This is a genomic window from Actinomadura luteofluorescens (assembly GCF_013409365.1).
Taxonomy (GTDB): Bacteria; Actinomycetota; Actinomycetes; order Streptosporangiales; family Streptosporangiaceae; genus Spirillospora; species Spirillospora luteofluorescens.
Genome location: NZ_JACCBA010000001.1, coordinates 5,006,739 through 5,022,373 on the forward strand (window position 1 = coordinate 5,006,739; position 15,635 = coordinate 5,022,373).

Sequence of the window (15,635 nt, forward strand, 5' to 3'; positions counted from 1 at the left end):
TGAAACAATTGCAGGATTGTTGACGTAATAGTGGTGCGGATCTAACGTGGAGGAAAGCGCTTTCTGAGGAAGGCCGATGTCCGGCCTTCCGCCCGCTCCCACCCCGATGAGCGGCCCATGGCGATGGCCGCGATCGCGCCAGAAAGGCGTCTTGTCCGTGCTTCTGATTCCTTCGTCGCGGGCCCGTCCGCCCCCACCCTACAGCCCGTCCGCGACAATCTGGAAAGCAGTGGAAGCTGCGTCTGTCCTGGGCGCCGCGCAATTCACGCTTTCACTTCGATCCTGCTCAGGAACTGCTCCGACACTCGACAGGAGAAACGACGATGCAGCTGAGATCCCTCATCGCGTGCGGCGGCCTGGTGGCCGGCGGGCTCGCCGCCCTGCCCGGCACCGCCGCGCACGCCGCCACCACCCGCTACGAGGCCGAGACCTCGCCGGCGGTGTGCACCGGCACCATCGACTCCAACCACAGCGGCTACTCCGGCAGCGGATTCTGCAACGCCACGAACCGGGCCGGCGCCTACGCGCAGTTAACGGTGAACGCCCCGGCGGCGGGCAGCGCGACGCTGCGGGTCCGCTTCGCCAACGGCACCTCCGCCGCGCGGGCCGCGGACGTCGCGGTGAACGGCGCGGCCGTCCCGGCGGTGTCGTTCGAGGGCACCGCCTCGTGGGACGCCTGGGCCACCAAGACGATCACGGTGCCGGTGAACGCGGGCGCCAACACCGTCCGGTTCACCCCGACCGGCGCCGAGGGCCTGCCGAACATCGACTACGTCGAGGCCGACACCGGCGACACCCCGCCACCGACCGGCGGCGACACGCTGTACGTGGCGCCGGGCGGCAGTGACGGCGCGTCCGGGACGCAGGCGGACCCGACGACGCTCACCTCCGCGATCGGGCGCGTCGCCCCCGGCGGGACGATCTACCTGCGCGGCGGGACCTACCGCTACTCGCAGACGGTCGCCATCCCGCAGGGCCGCAACGGAACGCAGGGCGACCGCACGGAGCTGTTCGCCTATCCGGGCGAGACTCCGGTGCTGAACTTCGCCGCCATGAGCGAGGACCCGGCCAACCGCGGCCTCGCCGTGAACGGGTCGTACTGGCACGTCCGCGGCGTCGTCGTCGAGCACGCGGGCGACAACGGGATCTTCGTGGGCGGCAGCGGCAACGTCATCGAGCGCGCGGTGACCCGCTTCAACCGCGACTCCGGACTCCAGATCTCGCGGGTCGCCTCCGACACCCCCCGCGACCAGTGGCCCTCCGGCAACCTCGTGGTGAGCTCGGAGTCGCACGACAACGCCGACTCCGACGGGGAGGACGCCGACGGCTTCGCCGCGAAGCTCACCATCGGCTCCGGCAACGTCTTCCGCTACGACGTCTCCCACAACAACATCGACGACGGCTGGGACCTCTACACCAAGAGCGAGACCGGCGCCATCGGCCCGGTGACCATCGAGGACTCCCTCTCCTACGGCAACGGCACGCTCTCCAACGGCGGCCAGGCCGGGAACGGCGACCGCAACGGCTACAAGCTCGGCGGCGAGGACATCGCGGTCAAGCACGTCGTCCGGCGCAGCATCGCCTACGGCAACGGCCACCACGGGTTCACCTACAACAGGAACCCCGGCCCGATGACCGTGTCGGACAACGTCAGCGTCGACAACGAGGAGCGCAACTTCTCGTTCGACGCCGGCACCTCGGTGTTCCGGAACGACACCTCGTGCCGGTTCGCCGTCGACGGGTCGAACGACAAGGTCGTCGGCGACGCCGACGGGTCCGACCAGTTCTGGTCCGGCTCGAACGGCTCCCGGTGCTCCTCCTACGCGGGCGCGCTCGGCTGGTCCTTCGCGCCGGACGGCCGCCTCGTCGTGACCTTCGGGGGCAGAGCACAGACTCCGTGACGGCATGGATCCGGCCTTCCCCCGGCGTCACGCCCGGGGGAAGGCCGGGGTCTCGCGTCAGGCGCGCTGCCAGAGCGCCGGGACGTTCTCCGGCGTCCAGCCGGGCTGTGCCTGGTGGGACTGGATGCACTTGTAGCCGACGCCGTTGTAGGTCACGACGTCGCCGACCTGGTAGACGGTGCCCGCCGCCCAGCTGCCGCTCGGCGGGTCGTCCGGCGGGTCGTCGGGCGGGTTGGACGTGCCGGTGTAGAGCGTCAGGCCGTAGACCTGGAGCCCCTCGTTGACCGGCTGGAAGAACGTCGTCCCGCCGCTGCGGCAGTCGCCGGAGCCGCCGGACGTCGTGCCCTGCGCCTGGCTGCCGGAGATGAACGAGCCGCCCGAGTCGCCCGGCTCGGCGCACACGTTCGTCTGGGTGACCCCGGAGACGGTGCCCTGCGGGTAGGTGACGCTCGTGTTGAGCTGCTGGACGGTGCCGCAGTGCCAGCCGGTGGTGGATCCGGACCGGCACACCGGGGAGCCGGTCTGCGCCACCGTCGAGCCGGAGACGGCCGGGTCCTGTACGGATCCGTAGCCGTTCACGCGCGCGACCGGCGACCAGTTGCCGTTCGTCGCGACCCAGGCGTAGTCGTTGCCAGGGAACGAGGAGCCCTGGAAACTGCCCTGCTGGACCTGGTTGTACCCGCTGGTGGTCGTGCCCGGCTGGCCGCAGTGCCCCGCGGTGATGAAGCCGGGCGTGCCGCCGCGCCTGACAGAGAACCCGATCGAGCAGCGTCCCGAGCCGTTCATGTAATAGGCGTCGCCGCCCCGCAGGTCGTAGTAGGTGCGCGGCCTGATGGCCGAGCGCTTGACGGTGACCTCGGCGGCGTCGACTCCGGCCGCCTTCGCGAAGGCGCGGGCCTCGGCGGGCGCGGAGCTCAGCACCACGATGCGGTTGGCCTGGACGTCCACGTACCAGACGGGGGAGTGGGACGGGGCTTCGCGCGCGGCGGCGCGGTCCAGTTTCGCCTTGGCGGCGGTGAGGTCGGCCAGGCTGCGGCCGACGACGGTCGCCCGCGCGCCCTGGGCGCTGATCTCGGCCGTCCGGGCGGGGTCGGTGGTGGCGACGTGCAGCGTCTCGGCGGTCCTGCCGCTGACCCAGCTCCCGGCGAAGTCGCCGCCGAGCCTCAGCCGCAGCTTTCCGGCGGTGACACCGGAGTCGAACTGGTTGACCAGCGCCTTCTTCGCCTGCGCCTCGGTGAGGCCGAGGTCGCGCCGCATCGCCTTCAGCATGGCCGGCGGAACGTCCGCGGCCGTCGCCGCGGAGTAGGGAGCCGCCGTGCGGGGGGCCGGACGGGCGGGCCCGGCGGGGCCCGGCTGGGCGACCGCGATGCCCTGCGCGCCGGCCAGACCCAGCGCGCCGGCCGCGAGCACGGCGACGCGCATGCTGCGTCTGTGGGACATGGTCTCTCCTCGGGGGTGGGGGTGCGGCAAACGTAGATGTCCTCTCGCGCGGCGAGAAAGGCTCTCCGCCCCCGCGTTCTGGCGAGTTTTCGCCCGTGTCGGAATTCGCCACTGATCCGCTTGCCGTGCGCGGCGTCCGGAAGGCAAAGTCGAATTGCTTCCGTTCAGTCGCGTAAGGGAGCTCGGCGATGGAAGATGTGCGGCCGGAACTGGCAGCAGGGGAAGTATCTGCGGTTCCCGGCGGCGGTTCGGGCCCGGTGTGTGCGGGGTGCGCGCCGGGCCCGGGCCGAAACGGAGGTTACTTGGAAGTCGCACTCCATCGGCTTCATAATCCCTTTCATGTTTCCCGTGACCGCACCAGGTGAGAATCCATTCGCGGCTCTCGGTGTCACCGCCACGCAGCAGACCCTTTACCTCACGCTGCTGTACAACCCGGGCAGCACGCTGGGCGAGCTGGCGGGGATGTCGGAGGCACCGCGTCCCCGCCTGGCGGCGCTCCTCCTGGAGATGGAGGACCTCGGCATGATCAGCGCGGAGGGCGCGGCCGGGGTCGCGGGCGCGGGCGGGGCGGCCGCCCCGGCGGACCGCGCGTACACGGCCCATCCTCCGGACGCCGTGGTCGAGACGCTCATCCGCAAGCGGGAGACCGAGTTCATCCGCGCGCGGATCGAGGCCAAGCGGATCAACGGCGATCTGCTGGCCGCCGAGCAGCGGTCGAACCCCGAGCGGCTGGTGGAGGTGATCGACGGGCTGGACGCGGTGATCCAGCGCTACGAGCAGGTCCAGCGCGCCGCGGTCAGGCACGTGAAGGCCATCGACAAGCCGCCCTACGCCGTCGACCCGGTCAGCCCGAACGCGATCGAGCGCGAGCGCCTGGCGAACGGCGTGGAGTACCGCGCCATCTACACGCCCGAGGCTCTCGCCATCCCCGCGCGCATGGAGCTGGCCCGCGAGGATTCCGGCTTCGGTGAACGGGCCCGCATCCTGGAGAACCCGCCCGCCAAACTCGTCATCGTGGACGACGAGATGGCGCTGATGCCGCTGCGGGGCGACGATCCCGGCATCACCGCGCTCATCCGCCCGTCGACGCTGCTCGACATTCTCATCGAGGTTTTCGACACCTGCTGGGAGCAGGCGACGCCGCTGCGCTTCGACGACGAGTCCGGCCCGGTCGACGTCTGGCCCCGGTTGTCCGAGGCCGACCGGCATCTGCTCACCCTCCTCGCCGCCGGGCTGAAGGACGAGGCGGTGGCCCGCCACACCGGGATGGGCGCGCGCACGGTCAGCCGGCACGTCGCCCGCCTCCTGCGCACCCTCAACGCCCGCACCAGGTTCCAGGCGGGCGTCCACGCCGCCCGTCGCGGCCTGGTCTGAGACCCCGCGACCGCGCGGGCTCCTTCACACGCGTCCGGCCGAACGGGCCGGCGTGCTCACTCGCCGGACCCGCGGGCGGGGCGTGCGCGCCGGGTGTCGACGTTGGCGGTCAGGGTCGCGAGCAGGCCGGGCAGGTCCGCCACGGTCCGCTCGGGCAGGCCGGTGACGGTCTCCTCCGCCAGGGCGCACCACAGGTCCTTGACCCGCTCGGCCAGGGCTGCGCCGGAGTCGGTGAGCTCCACGATGCTGGCGCGCCTGTCCGAAGGCGCGGGCCTGCGGCGGACATGCCCGGACGCCTCCAGCTTGCGGGTCATGAGCGTGACGCTGGGCGGCTCGCAGCCGAGCGCCTCGCTGAGCTGGGCCTGGATCCTCGGGCCGGTCCGCGCGAGTTCGAGGAGCAGCGCCTCCTGGCCGGGGTGCAGGCCGAGCGGGGCCAGCAGGGCGGCGGCCCGGGCCCGGTGGCGCAGGCTCAGCAGCCGGACGGCCTGGTTGATCGCGTCGGCTCGGTCGAAGTCCACGGCCCCTCCTTGACGGATTAGTTATGCGCATAACATTATGCGCATAACTAATTCTAGCGCGACGTCGAGGAGCCGACATGTCCGTGAAGGTCGCCGTCATCTACTACAGCTCGACGGGCGCCGTGCACGCGCTCGCGCAGGCCGTCGCCGAGGGCGCCGCGTCAGCCGGGGCCGAGGTGAGACTCCGGCGGGTCGCCGAACTGGCGGCCGGCAGCACGATCGACGAGAACCCGCGGTGGCGGCGGCACGTGGACGCCACCGCCTCGATCGCGGAGGCCGCCGTGGAGGACCTGGCGTGGGCCGACGCGTACGCGTTCGGGACGCCGACCCGCTTCGGCGCGCCCGCCGCACAGCTCAAGCAGTTCATCGACCAGAGCGTCGGGCTGTGGCGCGAAGGCGTGCTGGCCGACAAGCCGGTGACCGCGTTCACCTCGGCGTTCAACCGCCACGGCGGCAACGAGGCCACGATCATCTCGCTGGCCAACGTCTTCTACCACTGGGGCGCGCTGATCGTCCCGCCCGGCTACACCGACCCGGCCGTCTACGCCGCCGGAGGCAACCCCTACGGCGCCTCGGCGGTGACCGGCCCGTCCGGCGACGGCCCCGACACGGCGTCCCTCGACGCGGCCCGCCACCAGGGCCGCCGCCTCGCCCGGACCACGGCCCGCCTGCTGGCCGGAACCCGCGCCACCGGCGTGAACGGAGGCGCCGCCGAGGGCGAGCGCGCCGCCGAGACGAACGTCCGGACGCCGGCGTGAGCGGCCGCGTTCCTTCGAACGTGGGAGGTTCCCGTGTCGTCTGAGTTGTCCGCGAAGGCGTCGAGCCGGGAGTCCGCGAAGGCGGGGACCGGGCCCGGGCGCCTCGTGCTGGCGCTGGTGTGCGCGTGCCAGTTCATGGTGATCCTGGACGCGTCCATCGTGAACGTCGCCCTGCCCTCGGTCGACCGGGACCTCGGCTTCGGCGCGGCCGGACTCGCCTGGGTGGTGAACGGCTACCTGCTCACCTTCGCCGGGCTGATGCTGCTGGGCGGGCGCGCCGCCGACCTGGCCGGCCACCGCCGGGCGCTGGCCGCCGGGATGTTCCTGTTCTCCGCCTCCAGCCTGGCCGGCGGCCTGGCGGCCGCGCCGCAGGTCCTGGTCGCGGCGCGCGCCGTCCAGGGCGCGGGAGCCGCGCTGCTGGCCCCGGCGACGCTGGCCGTGATCAACACCGGCTTCACCGGGGGCCGCGAGCGGGCCCGGGCGTTCGGCGCCTGGTCCGCCGCGGGCGGCGTGGGCGGGATGGCGGGCGCGCTCGCGGGCGGGGCCCTCACGACCGGCCTGTCCTGGCGGTGGGTGTTCCTGATCAACGTGCCGATCGGCGCGGTGCTGATCGTGGTGGCCCTGACGTCGCTGCCCGGCGCGCGGACCGGCCGGCGGGAGCCGCTCGACCTCCCCGGCGCCGCCGCCGGGACGGCCGGGGCGGCCGCGCTGATCTACGGGGTCATGCAGAGCGCCGGCCACGGCTGGACGTCCGCGCGGGTCGCCGGCCCGGTCGCGGCCGGCCTGCTCCTGCTCGCCGTCTTCCTCGTGGTGGAGGGGCGCTTCGCCGCCCGGCCGCTGATGCCGCTGCGGCTGTTCAGGATCCGGGGGGGGGGTGGCCGTGGGCGGCGGCATGCTGCTGCTCTTCGGAGGGATCGCCATCGCGATGTGGTATTTCACGTCGCTGTTCCTGCAGAACGTCCTGGGCTACGGCGCGCTCCGGGCCGGGCTCGGGCAGACGCCCGCGGCCGTGGTGTTCATGCTGGTCGCGCGCTTCGCCGCCGGGCTGCTGCCACGGACGGGCGCGCGCCTCCTGGTGCTGGCGGGCTGCGGCTGCTTCCTCGCGGGGTTCGGCTGGCTCTCCCAGGCCGGCGCCGGGAGCGGCTACCTCACCGGCGTGCTCGGACCCACGCTGCTCGTCGCGGTCGGCATCGGGCTGACGTTCCCCACCCTCATGGCCGCGACGACCGCGGGCGTCCCCGAGGGCGACGCGGGCGTCGTCGGCGGGCTGGCCAACACCGCCTCCCAGGCGGGCGGGGCGGTGGGCCTGGCGGTGCTCGCGACGGCCGCCGCCGCGCGCACGCGGGCCGCGTCCGGCGCGCCGGGCACGACCGCCGCCCTCGCCGCCGGCTACGACCGGGTCTTCCTGATCGCGGCCGGTCTGGGCCTGCTCATCGCGGCGGCCGGACTGCTGCTGCCGGGCCGCGGGGACGCGTCCTGACGATCGATGCATCCGCCGGGCCGCCCCGGTACGAAGTGGTCGTGTGGGATTCGTGCGCAGAATGCGGCTCGGCTGGGACGCGCCGGCGCCGCGCCCCCTCGGACTGCTCGGCGCGGGCCTGCTGGCCGCGATGGTGGCGGCCCAGGTCGCGTCCGGGCTGAGGCCCGAGCCGATCCGGCTGACCAGCGTCGTCGTGGTGCTGCTGGCCGCGAGCGCCGTGGCGTTCCTCGCCGACCGGCGGAGCCCCGGCCGCGCGGCCGGGGCCTTCGCCGCGACGGTGGCCATCGGCTACGCGGCCGAATGGGTCGGCATCCGCACGGGCGTGCCGTTCGGGGAGTACTCCTACACCTCGGTGCTGCGCCCGCAGGCCGGGGGCGTGCCGGTCATCGTGGCGGCGGCGTGGGGCGGCATGGGGCTGGCCGCGCACGCCGTCGCGACCGCGATCGCCCCGCGGAACCGGGTCGCGCGGTGGGCGGCGGGGGCCGCGGCGCTGACGGCGTGGGACCTGTTCCTGGACCCGCAGATGCTGCGGCTCGGCCTGTGGACGTGGGCGGACGAGGGCCCCTACCGGGGGGTCCCGCTCAGCAACTTCGCCGGATGGCTGGCGGTGTCGTTCCTGGTCATGCTGGCGATCGACCTGATCGCCGGACGGGAGGACACCGGACGGGAGGACGCCGCACTCCCGTCCTGGCGAAAGGGCCCGTCCCGGGGGCTCGTCACGCTCTACTCGGTGATGGCGGGTATGGAGACGGTGGCGTTCGCGGCGGTGTTCGAGCCCAGGGACCCGCTCGTCGCGGCGGCGGGCGGGGTGGCGATGGGGGCGTTCGCCGTCCCGGCATGGAGGCGCGCATGGCGGAAGTGATCGTGGTCGGCGGCGGGGTCGGCGGGATGACCGCCGCGCTGCGGCTGGCACGCGGCGGCCACGACGTCCGGCTGTACGAGCGGCTGGACCGGCTCGGCGGGAAGCTGGCGGAGTACGAGCGGGACGGGTTCGCGTTCTCGCTCGGCCCGTCCCTGCTGACCATGCCGCGCCTGTTCCAGGAACTCGGGGTGGACGTCCCGCTGGTGGAGCTGGACGAGCTGTGCCGGTACCACTTCGCCGACGGGACGCGTCTGCGCGCGTTCCGCAGCCCCGCCCGGATGGAAGAGGAGGTCGACCGGCTCAGCCCCGGGCAGGGTGCGGCCTGGCGGTCCTTCTACGGCTGGGCGGAGGAGTGCTACGCGGCCTCGGAGCGGACGTTCTTCTCCGGGCCGCTGGGACGCCCCTCCGAGAAGCCCCGGATCGGCGACCTGTTCTCGGTCGCGCCGGGCCGGACGTTGGACGGCCTGGCGCGGCGCTTCTTCGACGACCCGCGCATGCGGCAGTACGTCGGCCGGTACGCGACGTACGCGGGGTCGAGCCCGTACCAGGCGCCGGCGGCCCTCGGCTGCGTCCCGGCCATCGAGCACGGGCACGGCGGCTGGTACGTGACGGGCGGACTGCCGCGCATCGCCGACGCCCTCGCCCGGCTCCTGACCGATGCGGGCGTCGAGGTGCACACCGGGACCGAGGTGGCGGAGGTGGTCGCCGGCCGCTCGGCGGTGTCGGGCGTGGTGCTGGCGTCGGGGGAGCGGGTGGACGCGGACGCCGTGGTGGTCAACGCGGACGCCGCCGCGCTGTACGGCTGGCTGCTGCCCGACCGGCGCCGGCTGCGCAGGCTCGCCGGGCTCGGCCTGTCGTCGTCGGCGTTCCTGCTGCTCGCGGGGGTGGACGGCCGCACGGAGGACCTGCCGCACCATTCCGTCGTCTTCTCGGCGGACTACCGCAAGGAGTTCGACGACATCTTCCGCCGGAACGTGCCGCCGGACGACCCGACCGTCTACATCGGCTGCTCGGCGGTGGACGACCCGGCGCAGGCCCCGTACGGGGCGGAGAACTGGGCGATGCTGGTGAACGTCCCGGCGCGCGATCCCGGCCGCTGGCCGATGTCCCGCGAGTCCTACCGGGACCTGGTCCTGGAGCGTCTGGCGAAGCGCGGGCACGACCTGTCGGGACGGCTCCGCTTCGTGGACATGTTCACGCCCGCCGACCTGCGCGACCGGTACGGCGCCTGGGGCGGAGCCATCTACGGCACCCCCTACCAGGGACGCCTCGCGCCGTTCCGCAGGCCCGGCAACCGCGGGCCGCGGCGCGGCCTCTACCTGGTGGGCGGGTCGGCCCATCCCGGCGGCGGTCTCCCGCTCGTCGCGATGGGCGGACGGATCGTCGCCGCCCTCGTGAACCAGGACTTCGGCGGCGCCCGCGGCACCGCGCCCCGCGAGAGAACGGAGACGCGATGAGGGCGATGACCGTCCTCCAGGCGGCCGCCGCCGGGGTCGTCGCGGCGCGGCTCGCCCGGGGGCGCCACCGTCCCGAACCGCTGAGGCCGGGCGCGGCGGGTCGACCGCCCGAGCGGGTGTCGGTGGTGATCCCCGCGCGCGACGAGGAGTCCCGCATCGGGGCGTGCCTGGCGCCGCTGCTCGCCGACCCCGCCGTGAGCGAGGTCATCGTCGTGGACGACGAGTCGCGCGACGGCACGGCGCGGCTGGCGAAGAGCCTGGGCGCCACCGTCGTCGAGGGCGCGCCGCTGCCGGACGGGTGGGTCGGCAAGCAGTGGGCCCTGCACCAGGGCGTGCGGGCCGCGACCGGCCCGATCGTGGTCCTGCTGGACGCCGACATGCGTCCCAAGCCGGGCCTCTGCGCGGAGCTGGCGGCGCTCCTGAACGCCCACGACCTGGTGAGCGCGGGGCCCCGCTTCATCTGCGACAACGCGGTGGAGCAGGCGCTGCACGCCTCGCTGCTGGCCACGCTCGTCTACCGCTTCGGCCCGATCGGTTCGACGACGGGCCCGGCCGGGCCGGGGGCGTCCGCGGAGCGGCTGCTCATCAACGGCCAGTGCATGGCCTTCCGCAAGGCGCGCATGGACGAGGCCGACGGGTTCGCGCGGGTCCGGCGCCATCTCACCGACGACGTGGCGCTCGGCAGGCTGCTCGCCCGCGACGGCTGGCGGGTCGCGTTCGTGGACGCGGGCCCGCTGCTGGAGGTGGACATGCACACCTCCGCCGCGGACGTGTGGCACGGGTGGGGGCGTTCCATCGCGCTGCGGGACGTCACCCCCGCGGCCCATCTGGCGGGCGACCTGGCCGTGGTGTGGCTGACCGCCGCGCTGCCCGTCCTGCGGCTCGCGGCGGGACGGCCGACGCCGCTCGACCTCGGCCTCCTCGCGCAGCGGCTCCTGCTCGTGACGGCGCTGCGCGGCAGCTACGCGCGTCCCGGGCCCGGGCTCGCGGCGTCCCCGTTCATGGACGTGGCGACGGCCGTCCGGCTCACCTGGTCGGCGCTGCTGCCGGCGCGCACCTGGCGCGGCCGGGACTACGGCCCGGCGACGTTCAGGTCCGCCGTCCGGCCAGCGCCGCCTGCCCGAAGCGCAGCCCGATGAGGCACATCAGCGCCCCGGTCCCGGCGACCTGCTCGACCGGCGCGAAGAACAGCTGGAGCACCGGCAGCGAGAACACCGCGAGGCGGGTGCCCCACGCGAACGAGAAGACGAGGCTGCCCGCGAAGAGCAGGACGAGGCCGAGCGCGAACGCCACCGGGCAGATCACCGCGAACCCGCCCGCGAACGTCAGGATCGAGCGCCCGCCCCGGCGCCCGGCGAACACCGGCCAGGCGTGGCCGGCCATCGCCGCGCCGACCGCCGCGTACACCGGCAGGACGCTCGCCCCGGCCACCGAACCGAACCGGCCCGTCTCGGCGCCGCTCACCAGCAGGCCGACCAGCCCGGCCGCCGTCCCCTTGAGCATGTCGCCGGCGAAGACGGGCACGGAGGCCTTCCGGCCGAGCTGCTCCATGACGTTCCAGAAGCCGGGGTTGCGGTCGCCGACGTCGCGCGGATCGAGGCCGTGGGCGCGCCCGACGAGCACCGCGACGGGCACCGAGCCGAGCAGGTAGCCGCCGACGACCGCCACGAGCATGGGAATCACCGCTGTGAACACGGGACCACCGCCATGAGCACGGACATCATCGCCTCGTTCCACCTCGTCAGGTACGCGGGAGTGGACGCCATGCGGCACATGGCGTTCGACCGTCCGGTGCTGCGCGGCACCGGAGGGCTGCGGTTCTGGCGGCTGCTCGGGACGGGGAGGGGCCGCTCCATGAGCCTCGGCGCCGACCTGCGCCGCTGGGCCCTGTTCGCGGTGTGGGACGGCGAACCGGCGCTGGAGCGCTTCCTCGCGCGCTCGCCGATCGCGGCGCGGTGGCGGGACGAGGCCGAGGAGTCCTGGCATGTGCGGCTCGCGCCGCTGGCGTCCCGGGGCGGCTGGGGAGGGGCGGACCCGCTCGGGGACACGGTGGACCGTCCCGCGCCGCGCGGGCCGGTGGCCGTGCTGACCAGGGCGTCGATCCGTCCGCGACGGCTGGTGGCGTTCTACCGTTCCGTGCCGGACGTGGACCGCCTGCTGGGCGGCCAGGACGGCTGCCTCGCCTCGGTCGGGATCGGGGAGTGGCCCCTCGCCCGGCAGGCGACTTTTTCGCTGTGGCGGGACGAGGCGTCCGTCCACCGCTACGCCTACCAGGGGAGCGCCCACCGCGCCGTCATCAGGCGCGTCCGCCGCGAGGGCTGGTACAGCGAGGAGCTTTTCGCCCGCTTCGTTCCGTTCGGTGCCGAGGGGACCTGGGACGGCCGCGACCCGCTGCGCCCCGGGGAGCGGGACGGAGCCGCCCCCGGCCCCGTGGCTCACTGACCCTCCGCGGCCAGGTCGCGTGCCACCACGCAGGCGCGCGCGACGGCCGCCGCGTTCGACGAGCCGTGCGCGACGACGACCGTCCCGGTCAGGCCCAGCAGGGCGGCGCCCCCGTGGGTGTCGGCCGCGTAGAGCCGCGCGACCGCCTCCAGGGGCCCGGTGTCGGTGACCCCGGCGCGCGCGACGAGGCCGAGCGTCGTGCGGACGCAGCCCTCGATGTTCTTCAGCACGACGTTCCCGGTGAACCCGTCGGTCACGACCACGTCGACGGTTCCGGCCAGGACGTCGTGGCCCTCGACGTTGCCGTGGAAGCGCACCGGCATCCCCGGCAGCAGCACCGCCGCGTCCCGGACGAGCCGGTTGCCCTTGCCCGGCTCCGCTCCGATGGACAGCAGCCCCACCGTGGGGTCGGCCACGCCCAGGACGCTCCGCGCGTACTCGGCGCCGAGCGTCGCGAACTGCGCCACCATCTCCGCCGAGGGGTCGGCGGTGCCGCCCGCGTCGACCAGGACGGTGTGGCCCGACAGGGCGGGCAGCGCCACGGCCAGCGCGGGGCGCAGCACGCCCTCGCGCCGCCCGAAGGCGCGGACCGCGCAGGTCACCACCGCGCCGGTGGACCCGGCCGACACGAACGCGGCCCCCTCGCGGCGGGCCAGCTCGCAGCCCACCATCAGGCTGGACTTCGCCTGGAACGCGGCGTTCGAGCCCCGGTCGGCCATGGGGATCACGTCGTCGGCGTGCTGCACCTCCAGCTCGCCGATGCCGCCGTGCCGCCGCAGCTCCTCGTCGATCTCGTCGGCCCGTCCCACCAGGAGGACGGGCACGCCGTGCTCGCGGTGCGCCGCCAGCGCGCCCGGCACGGTCTCGGCGGGCCCGCGGTCGCCGCCCATCGCGTCGAGCACGACCCGCGCCGTGTCCGCCGCGTACTGGCCGCCCGTCCCGCCCATGTCAGACCGTCCCGGCGGGAACGCGCCGCTCGGCCCGGCCCGCGGCGGACGCCGCCACCAGGTGCCGCGCGTAGATCACGGCGCGGCGGCGGCGGGGCACCCGCGCCCGCCCGGCCAGCACGTCGTGGCCGGACGCCTCGATCTCGTCCAGGATCCCGCCGTACAGCTCGTGCGCCGCGCGGATGCAGGGACGCGAGGACGGCACCAGCAGCTTCACCCCCTCCAGCGCCCGGGCGTAGTGCTCCCGCGCGCGGCCGGCCTCGAAGGCCACCAGCTCGCGGAGGCCGGGCGTGCACGTCCCGGAGGCCAGGTCGTCCTCGGTGACGCCGAACTTCTTCATGTCGTTCGCCGGGAGGTAGACGCGGCCGCGGCCCAGGTCCTCGGCCACGTCGCGCAGGAAGTTGGTCAGCTGGAACGCCCGCCCGAGCTCCCGAGCGGGCTCGCGCGCGGACCGCCCGGCGCCGGGCAGGGTCTCCAGGACGGGCAGCATCATCAGGCCGATGGCGGCGGCCGACCCCTCCATGTAGGCAAGCAGATCGTCGTACGTCGCGTAGCGGGTGACGGTCAGGTCGGCGCGCATCGACTCCAGGAACGCGTCGATGTCCGCACGCTCGACGTCGAACGACCGCACGGTGTGCACCAGCGCGGGCAGCACCGGGTCGCGGACGTGCTCGCCGGCCAGCGCCGCGTCGAGCCGCTCCTTGACCTGGTCCAGTGCCGCGCCCCGGCCCTCCGCGCCGGTGGCCTTGTACTCGTCGACGATGTCGTCCACATGGCGGGCGAACCCGTACAGCGCGTGGACGTGCCGGCGTTTCCACGCGGGCAGCAGCAGCGTCGCCAGATAGAAGGAGCGTCCGTGCCGGGCGTTCAGGCGGCGGCAGTGCTCGTAGCTCGCGGTCAGCGTCATCGGGCGCCCTCCAGGATCCGGGCGGCGGCCAGCCTCCCGGAGATCAGCGCCGGTGGGACCCCCACCCCCGGCGCGGTGTACATCCCGGCGAAGTGCAGTCCCGGGACGCGGCGGCTCCGGCCGGACGGGCGGAACCACGCCGTCTGCCGGAAGCGGTGGTCGAGGGCGAAGGGCGTGCCCGCCGAGTGGCCGAGACGCTCCCACGCCGGTGGGTCGAACGTCTCCCGGGGCGCCGCCGACAGGTCGCCGTACCCGAGGTCGGCCAGGCGGCCCAGCAGGCGGTCTTCCAGGTGCGGGGCGAGACGGTCCCAGTCGGCTCCGCCCGCCAGATTCGGCGCGGGCTCCAGGACGCTCAACGTCGAGTGCTCCGCGGGCGCGGCGGTGTCGTCCGATTCCGGATACGTCACGAGAAGGCTCGGGTCGGGCTGCGGACGTCCGGCCGCCAGGGCGGAGAAGACGCCGCCCCACTCGCGGCCGAAGTGCAGGGTGTGGTGGGACTGCCCGGGCAGCCGCCGGTCCAGCCCGAAATGCATGACCAGGCAGGACGGCGAGTACCGCGGCCTGCGCAGCCGCCAGTCGCCGGCCCCGTCCGGCAGCAGCCCGGCGTGCGCCCGCGGCAGGTCGCAGGCGACGACGACGCTGCTCGCGGGGAGCCGCTCACCGGTGTCCAGCCGGACCGCCGTCACGCCGTCCGCCCCGGTCTCGACCCGTTCGGCGTGGACGCCGTACCTGATCGAGGCGCCGGCCTTCTCCGCGACGGCCGCCAGCGCCTGCGGCACGGCGTGCATGCCGCCCCGGGCGGGGAAGTAGACGCCGCCGACGGTGTCCATGTGCGCGACGACCGCGTAGATCGCCAGCGCCTTGTGCGGGGGCAGCCCCACGTAGAGCGCCTGGAAGGTGTGGGCCCTGACGAGCCGCTCGTCGGTCAGGTGACCGGCCACGAAGCGGTCCAGGCGCCGGAACCCGCCCGCCGCCGCCAGCCTGAGCAGCGCGTAGGGCCGCGCCATGCCGCGCAGCCGGGTCATGTCCGCGTCGATGAACGACGACCACTCCGCCTCGAACATCTCCCCGAGGCGCCGCCGGAACCGCAGGTACCGCGCCGCCTCGGCCGGGCCGCACAGCTCCCGGACGTTCGCGGCCATCCGCTCGGCGCCGCCCACCACGTCCAGCCGGGAGCCGTCGTGGAACGCCAGCCGGTAGAACGGGTCCAGGCGCCGCAGCGGCAGCACGCTCTCCAGGTCGGCGCCCGCCGCGCCGAACGTCTCGGCGAGCACGTCCGGCATGGTCAGCACCGAAGGTCCGGTGTCGAACCGGTACCCGCCGGTGTGGACGGTGCCGCAGCAGCCGCCGGGCACGTCCCTGGCCTCGACCAGCACCACCTCGCGTCCCCGCGCCGCCAGATGGACCGCGGCGGACAGGCCGCCGAGACCCGCTCCGATCACGACGACCGGGCCACGCCCTCCCATCAGCCCCGCCCTCTCATCGGCACGAGTCGGGTTCGCAACTTCTTCTCCATCGCCGTCCCGAGTGGGTTCCGCGCAGTTCTTCG

General features: G+C 74.4%; 14 protein-coding genes and 1 pseudogene. 9 read left to right on the forward strand and 6 right to left on the reverse strand.

What is annotated here, in order from left to right:
* Positions 1–323 precede the first annotated feature (323 nt).
* On the forward strand, positions 324–1,901 hold the full coding sequence (locus BJY14_RS23325; protein ID WP_179845579.1) for a right-handed parallel beta-helix repeat-containing protein: 1,578 nt from the start codon (positions 324–326) through the stop codon (positions 1,899–1,901).
* 57 nt (positions 1,902–1,958) lie between these two features.
* Here BJY14_RS23325 and BJY14_RS23330 read toward each other — a convergent pair whose 3' ends face one another.
* The gene (locus BJY14_RS23330) at positions 1,959–3,341 is read right to left on the reverse strand and encodes a carbohydrate-binding protein (protein WP_179845580.1); all 1,383 of its coding nucleotides are present in this window, start codon (positions 3,339–3,341) and stop codon (positions 1,959–1,961) included.
* 348 nt (positions 3,342–3,689) lie between these two features.
* Between BJY14_RS23330 and BJY14_RS47315 the strand changes: the two genes are divergently transcribed.
* On the forward strand, positions 3,690–4,715 hold the full coding sequence (locus tag BJY14_RS47315; protein ID WP_179845581.1) for a LuxR C-terminal-related transcriptional regulator: 1,026 nt from the start codon (positions 3,690–3,692) through the stop codon (positions 4,713–4,715).
* A gap of 56 nt (positions 4,716–4,771) precedes the next feature.
* Here the strand turns inward: BJY14_RS47315 and BJY14_RS23340 are convergent, their stop codons facing one another.
* Positions 4,772–5,233 (reverse strand): MarR family winged helix-turn-helix transcriptional regulator, encoded by a 462-nt coding sequence (locus BJY14_RS23340; protein WP_179845582.1) that lies wholly within the window; start codon positions 5,231–5,233, stop codon positions 4,772–4,774.
* A gap of 77 nt (positions 5,234–5,310) precedes the next feature.
* On the opposite strand from BJY14_RS23340, the gene wrbA reads away from it, so the two are divergent.
* The 6 genes and pseudogenes from wrbA to BJY14_RS23365 all read left to right on the forward strand — a co-directional run bounded on the left by wrbA (position 5,311) and on the right by BJY14_RS23365 (position 10,929).
* Complete coding sequence (gene wrbA / locus BJY14_RS23345; RefSeq protein ID WP_179845583.1) at positions 5,311–5,991, forward strand: NAD(P)H:quinone oxidoreductase; 681 nt, start codon at positions 5,311–5,313, stop codon at positions 5,989–5,991.
* A 135-nt stretch (positions 5,992–6,126) separates the two neighbouring features.
* Positions 6,127–6,729, forward strand: a pseudogene (locus BJY14_RS46655) (MFS transporter); the annotation flags it as partial.
* Positions 6,730–6,865: 136 nt separating this feature from the next.
* Positions 6,866–7,471, forward strand: a complete 606-nt coding sequence (locus BJY14_RS46660) for an MFS transporter (RefSeq protein ID WP_312879368.1) — start codon at positions 6,866–6,868, stop codon at positions 7,469–7,471.
* Positions 7,472–7,532: 61 nt separating this feature from the next.
* On the forward strand, positions 7,533–8,333 hold the full coding sequence (locus BJY14_RS23355) for a carotenoid biosynthesis protein (protein ID WP_246397072.1): 801 nt from the start codon (positions 7,533–7,535) through the stop codon (positions 8,331–8,333).
* Complete coding sequence (locus tag BJY14_RS23360) at positions 8,321–9,790, forward strand: phytoene desaturase family protein (RefSeq protein WP_179845584.1); 1,470 nt, start codon at positions 8,321–8,323, stop codon at positions 9,788–9,790. The genes BJY14_RS23355 and BJY14_RS23360 overlap by 13 nt, the downstream gene beginning before the upstream one ends.
* Positions 9,787–10,929 (forward strand): glycosyltransferase family 2 protein, encoded by a 1,143-nt coding sequence (locus BJY14_RS23365; protein ID WP_246396054.1) that lies wholly within the window; start codon positions 9,787–9,789, stop codon positions 10,927–10,929. Before BJY14_RS23360 ends, BJY14_RS23365 begins: the two co-directional genes overlap by 4 nt.
* On the opposite strand, the gene BJY14_RS23370 is transcribed toward BJY14_RS23365, so the two are convergent.
* Positions 10,880–11,485, reverse strand: coding sequence for a glycerol-3-phosphate acyltransferase (locus BJY14_RS23370; protein WP_258943934.1), 606 nt, complete (start codon positions 11,483–11,485; stop codon positions 10,880–10,882). The genes BJY14_RS23365 and BJY14_RS23370 overlap by 50 nt on opposite strands.
* A 12-nt stretch (positions 11,486–11,497) precedes the next feature.
* On the opposite strand from BJY14_RS23370, the gene BJY14_RS23375 reads away from it, so the two are divergent.
* A complete protein-coding gene (locus BJY14_RS23375; RefSeq protein WP_218905563.1) occupies positions 11,498–12,232 on the forward strand; it encodes a spheroidene monooxygenase in 735 nt (244 codons plus the stop codon).
* Here the strand turns inward: BJY14_RS23375 and BJY14_RS23380 are convergent.
* From BJY14_RS23380 to BJY14_RS23390, 3 genes are read right to left on the reverse strand one after another with little or no spacing between them, the layout of a single operon-like run.
* Positions 12,226–13,179 carry a phosphate acyltransferase gene (locus BJY14_RS23380; RefSeq protein ID WP_179845585.1) on the reverse strand — a complete coding sequence of 318 codons (954 nt, stop codon included), beginning with the start codon at positions 13,177–13,179 and terminating at the stop codon, positions 12,226–12,228. The two genes, BJY14_RS23375 and BJY14_RS23380, sit on opposite strands and share 7 nt — an antisense overlap.
* A 1-nt stretch (position 13,180) precedes the next feature.
* On the reverse strand, positions 13,181–14,086 hold the full coding sequence (locus BJY14_RS23385) for a phytoene/squalene synthase family protein (RefSeq protein ID WP_179845586.1): 906 nt from the start codon (positions 14,084–14,086) through the stop codon (positions 13,181–13,183).
* On the reverse strand, positions 14,083–15,552 hold the full coding sequence (locus BJY14_RS23390) for a phytoene desaturase family protein (RefSeq protein ID WP_179845587.1): 1,470 nt from the start codon (positions 15,550–15,552) through the stop codon (positions 14,083–14,085). Before BJY14_RS23390 ends, BJY14_RS23385 begins: the two co-directional genes overlap by 4 nt.
* Positions 15,553–15,635 lie beyond the last annotated feature (83 nt).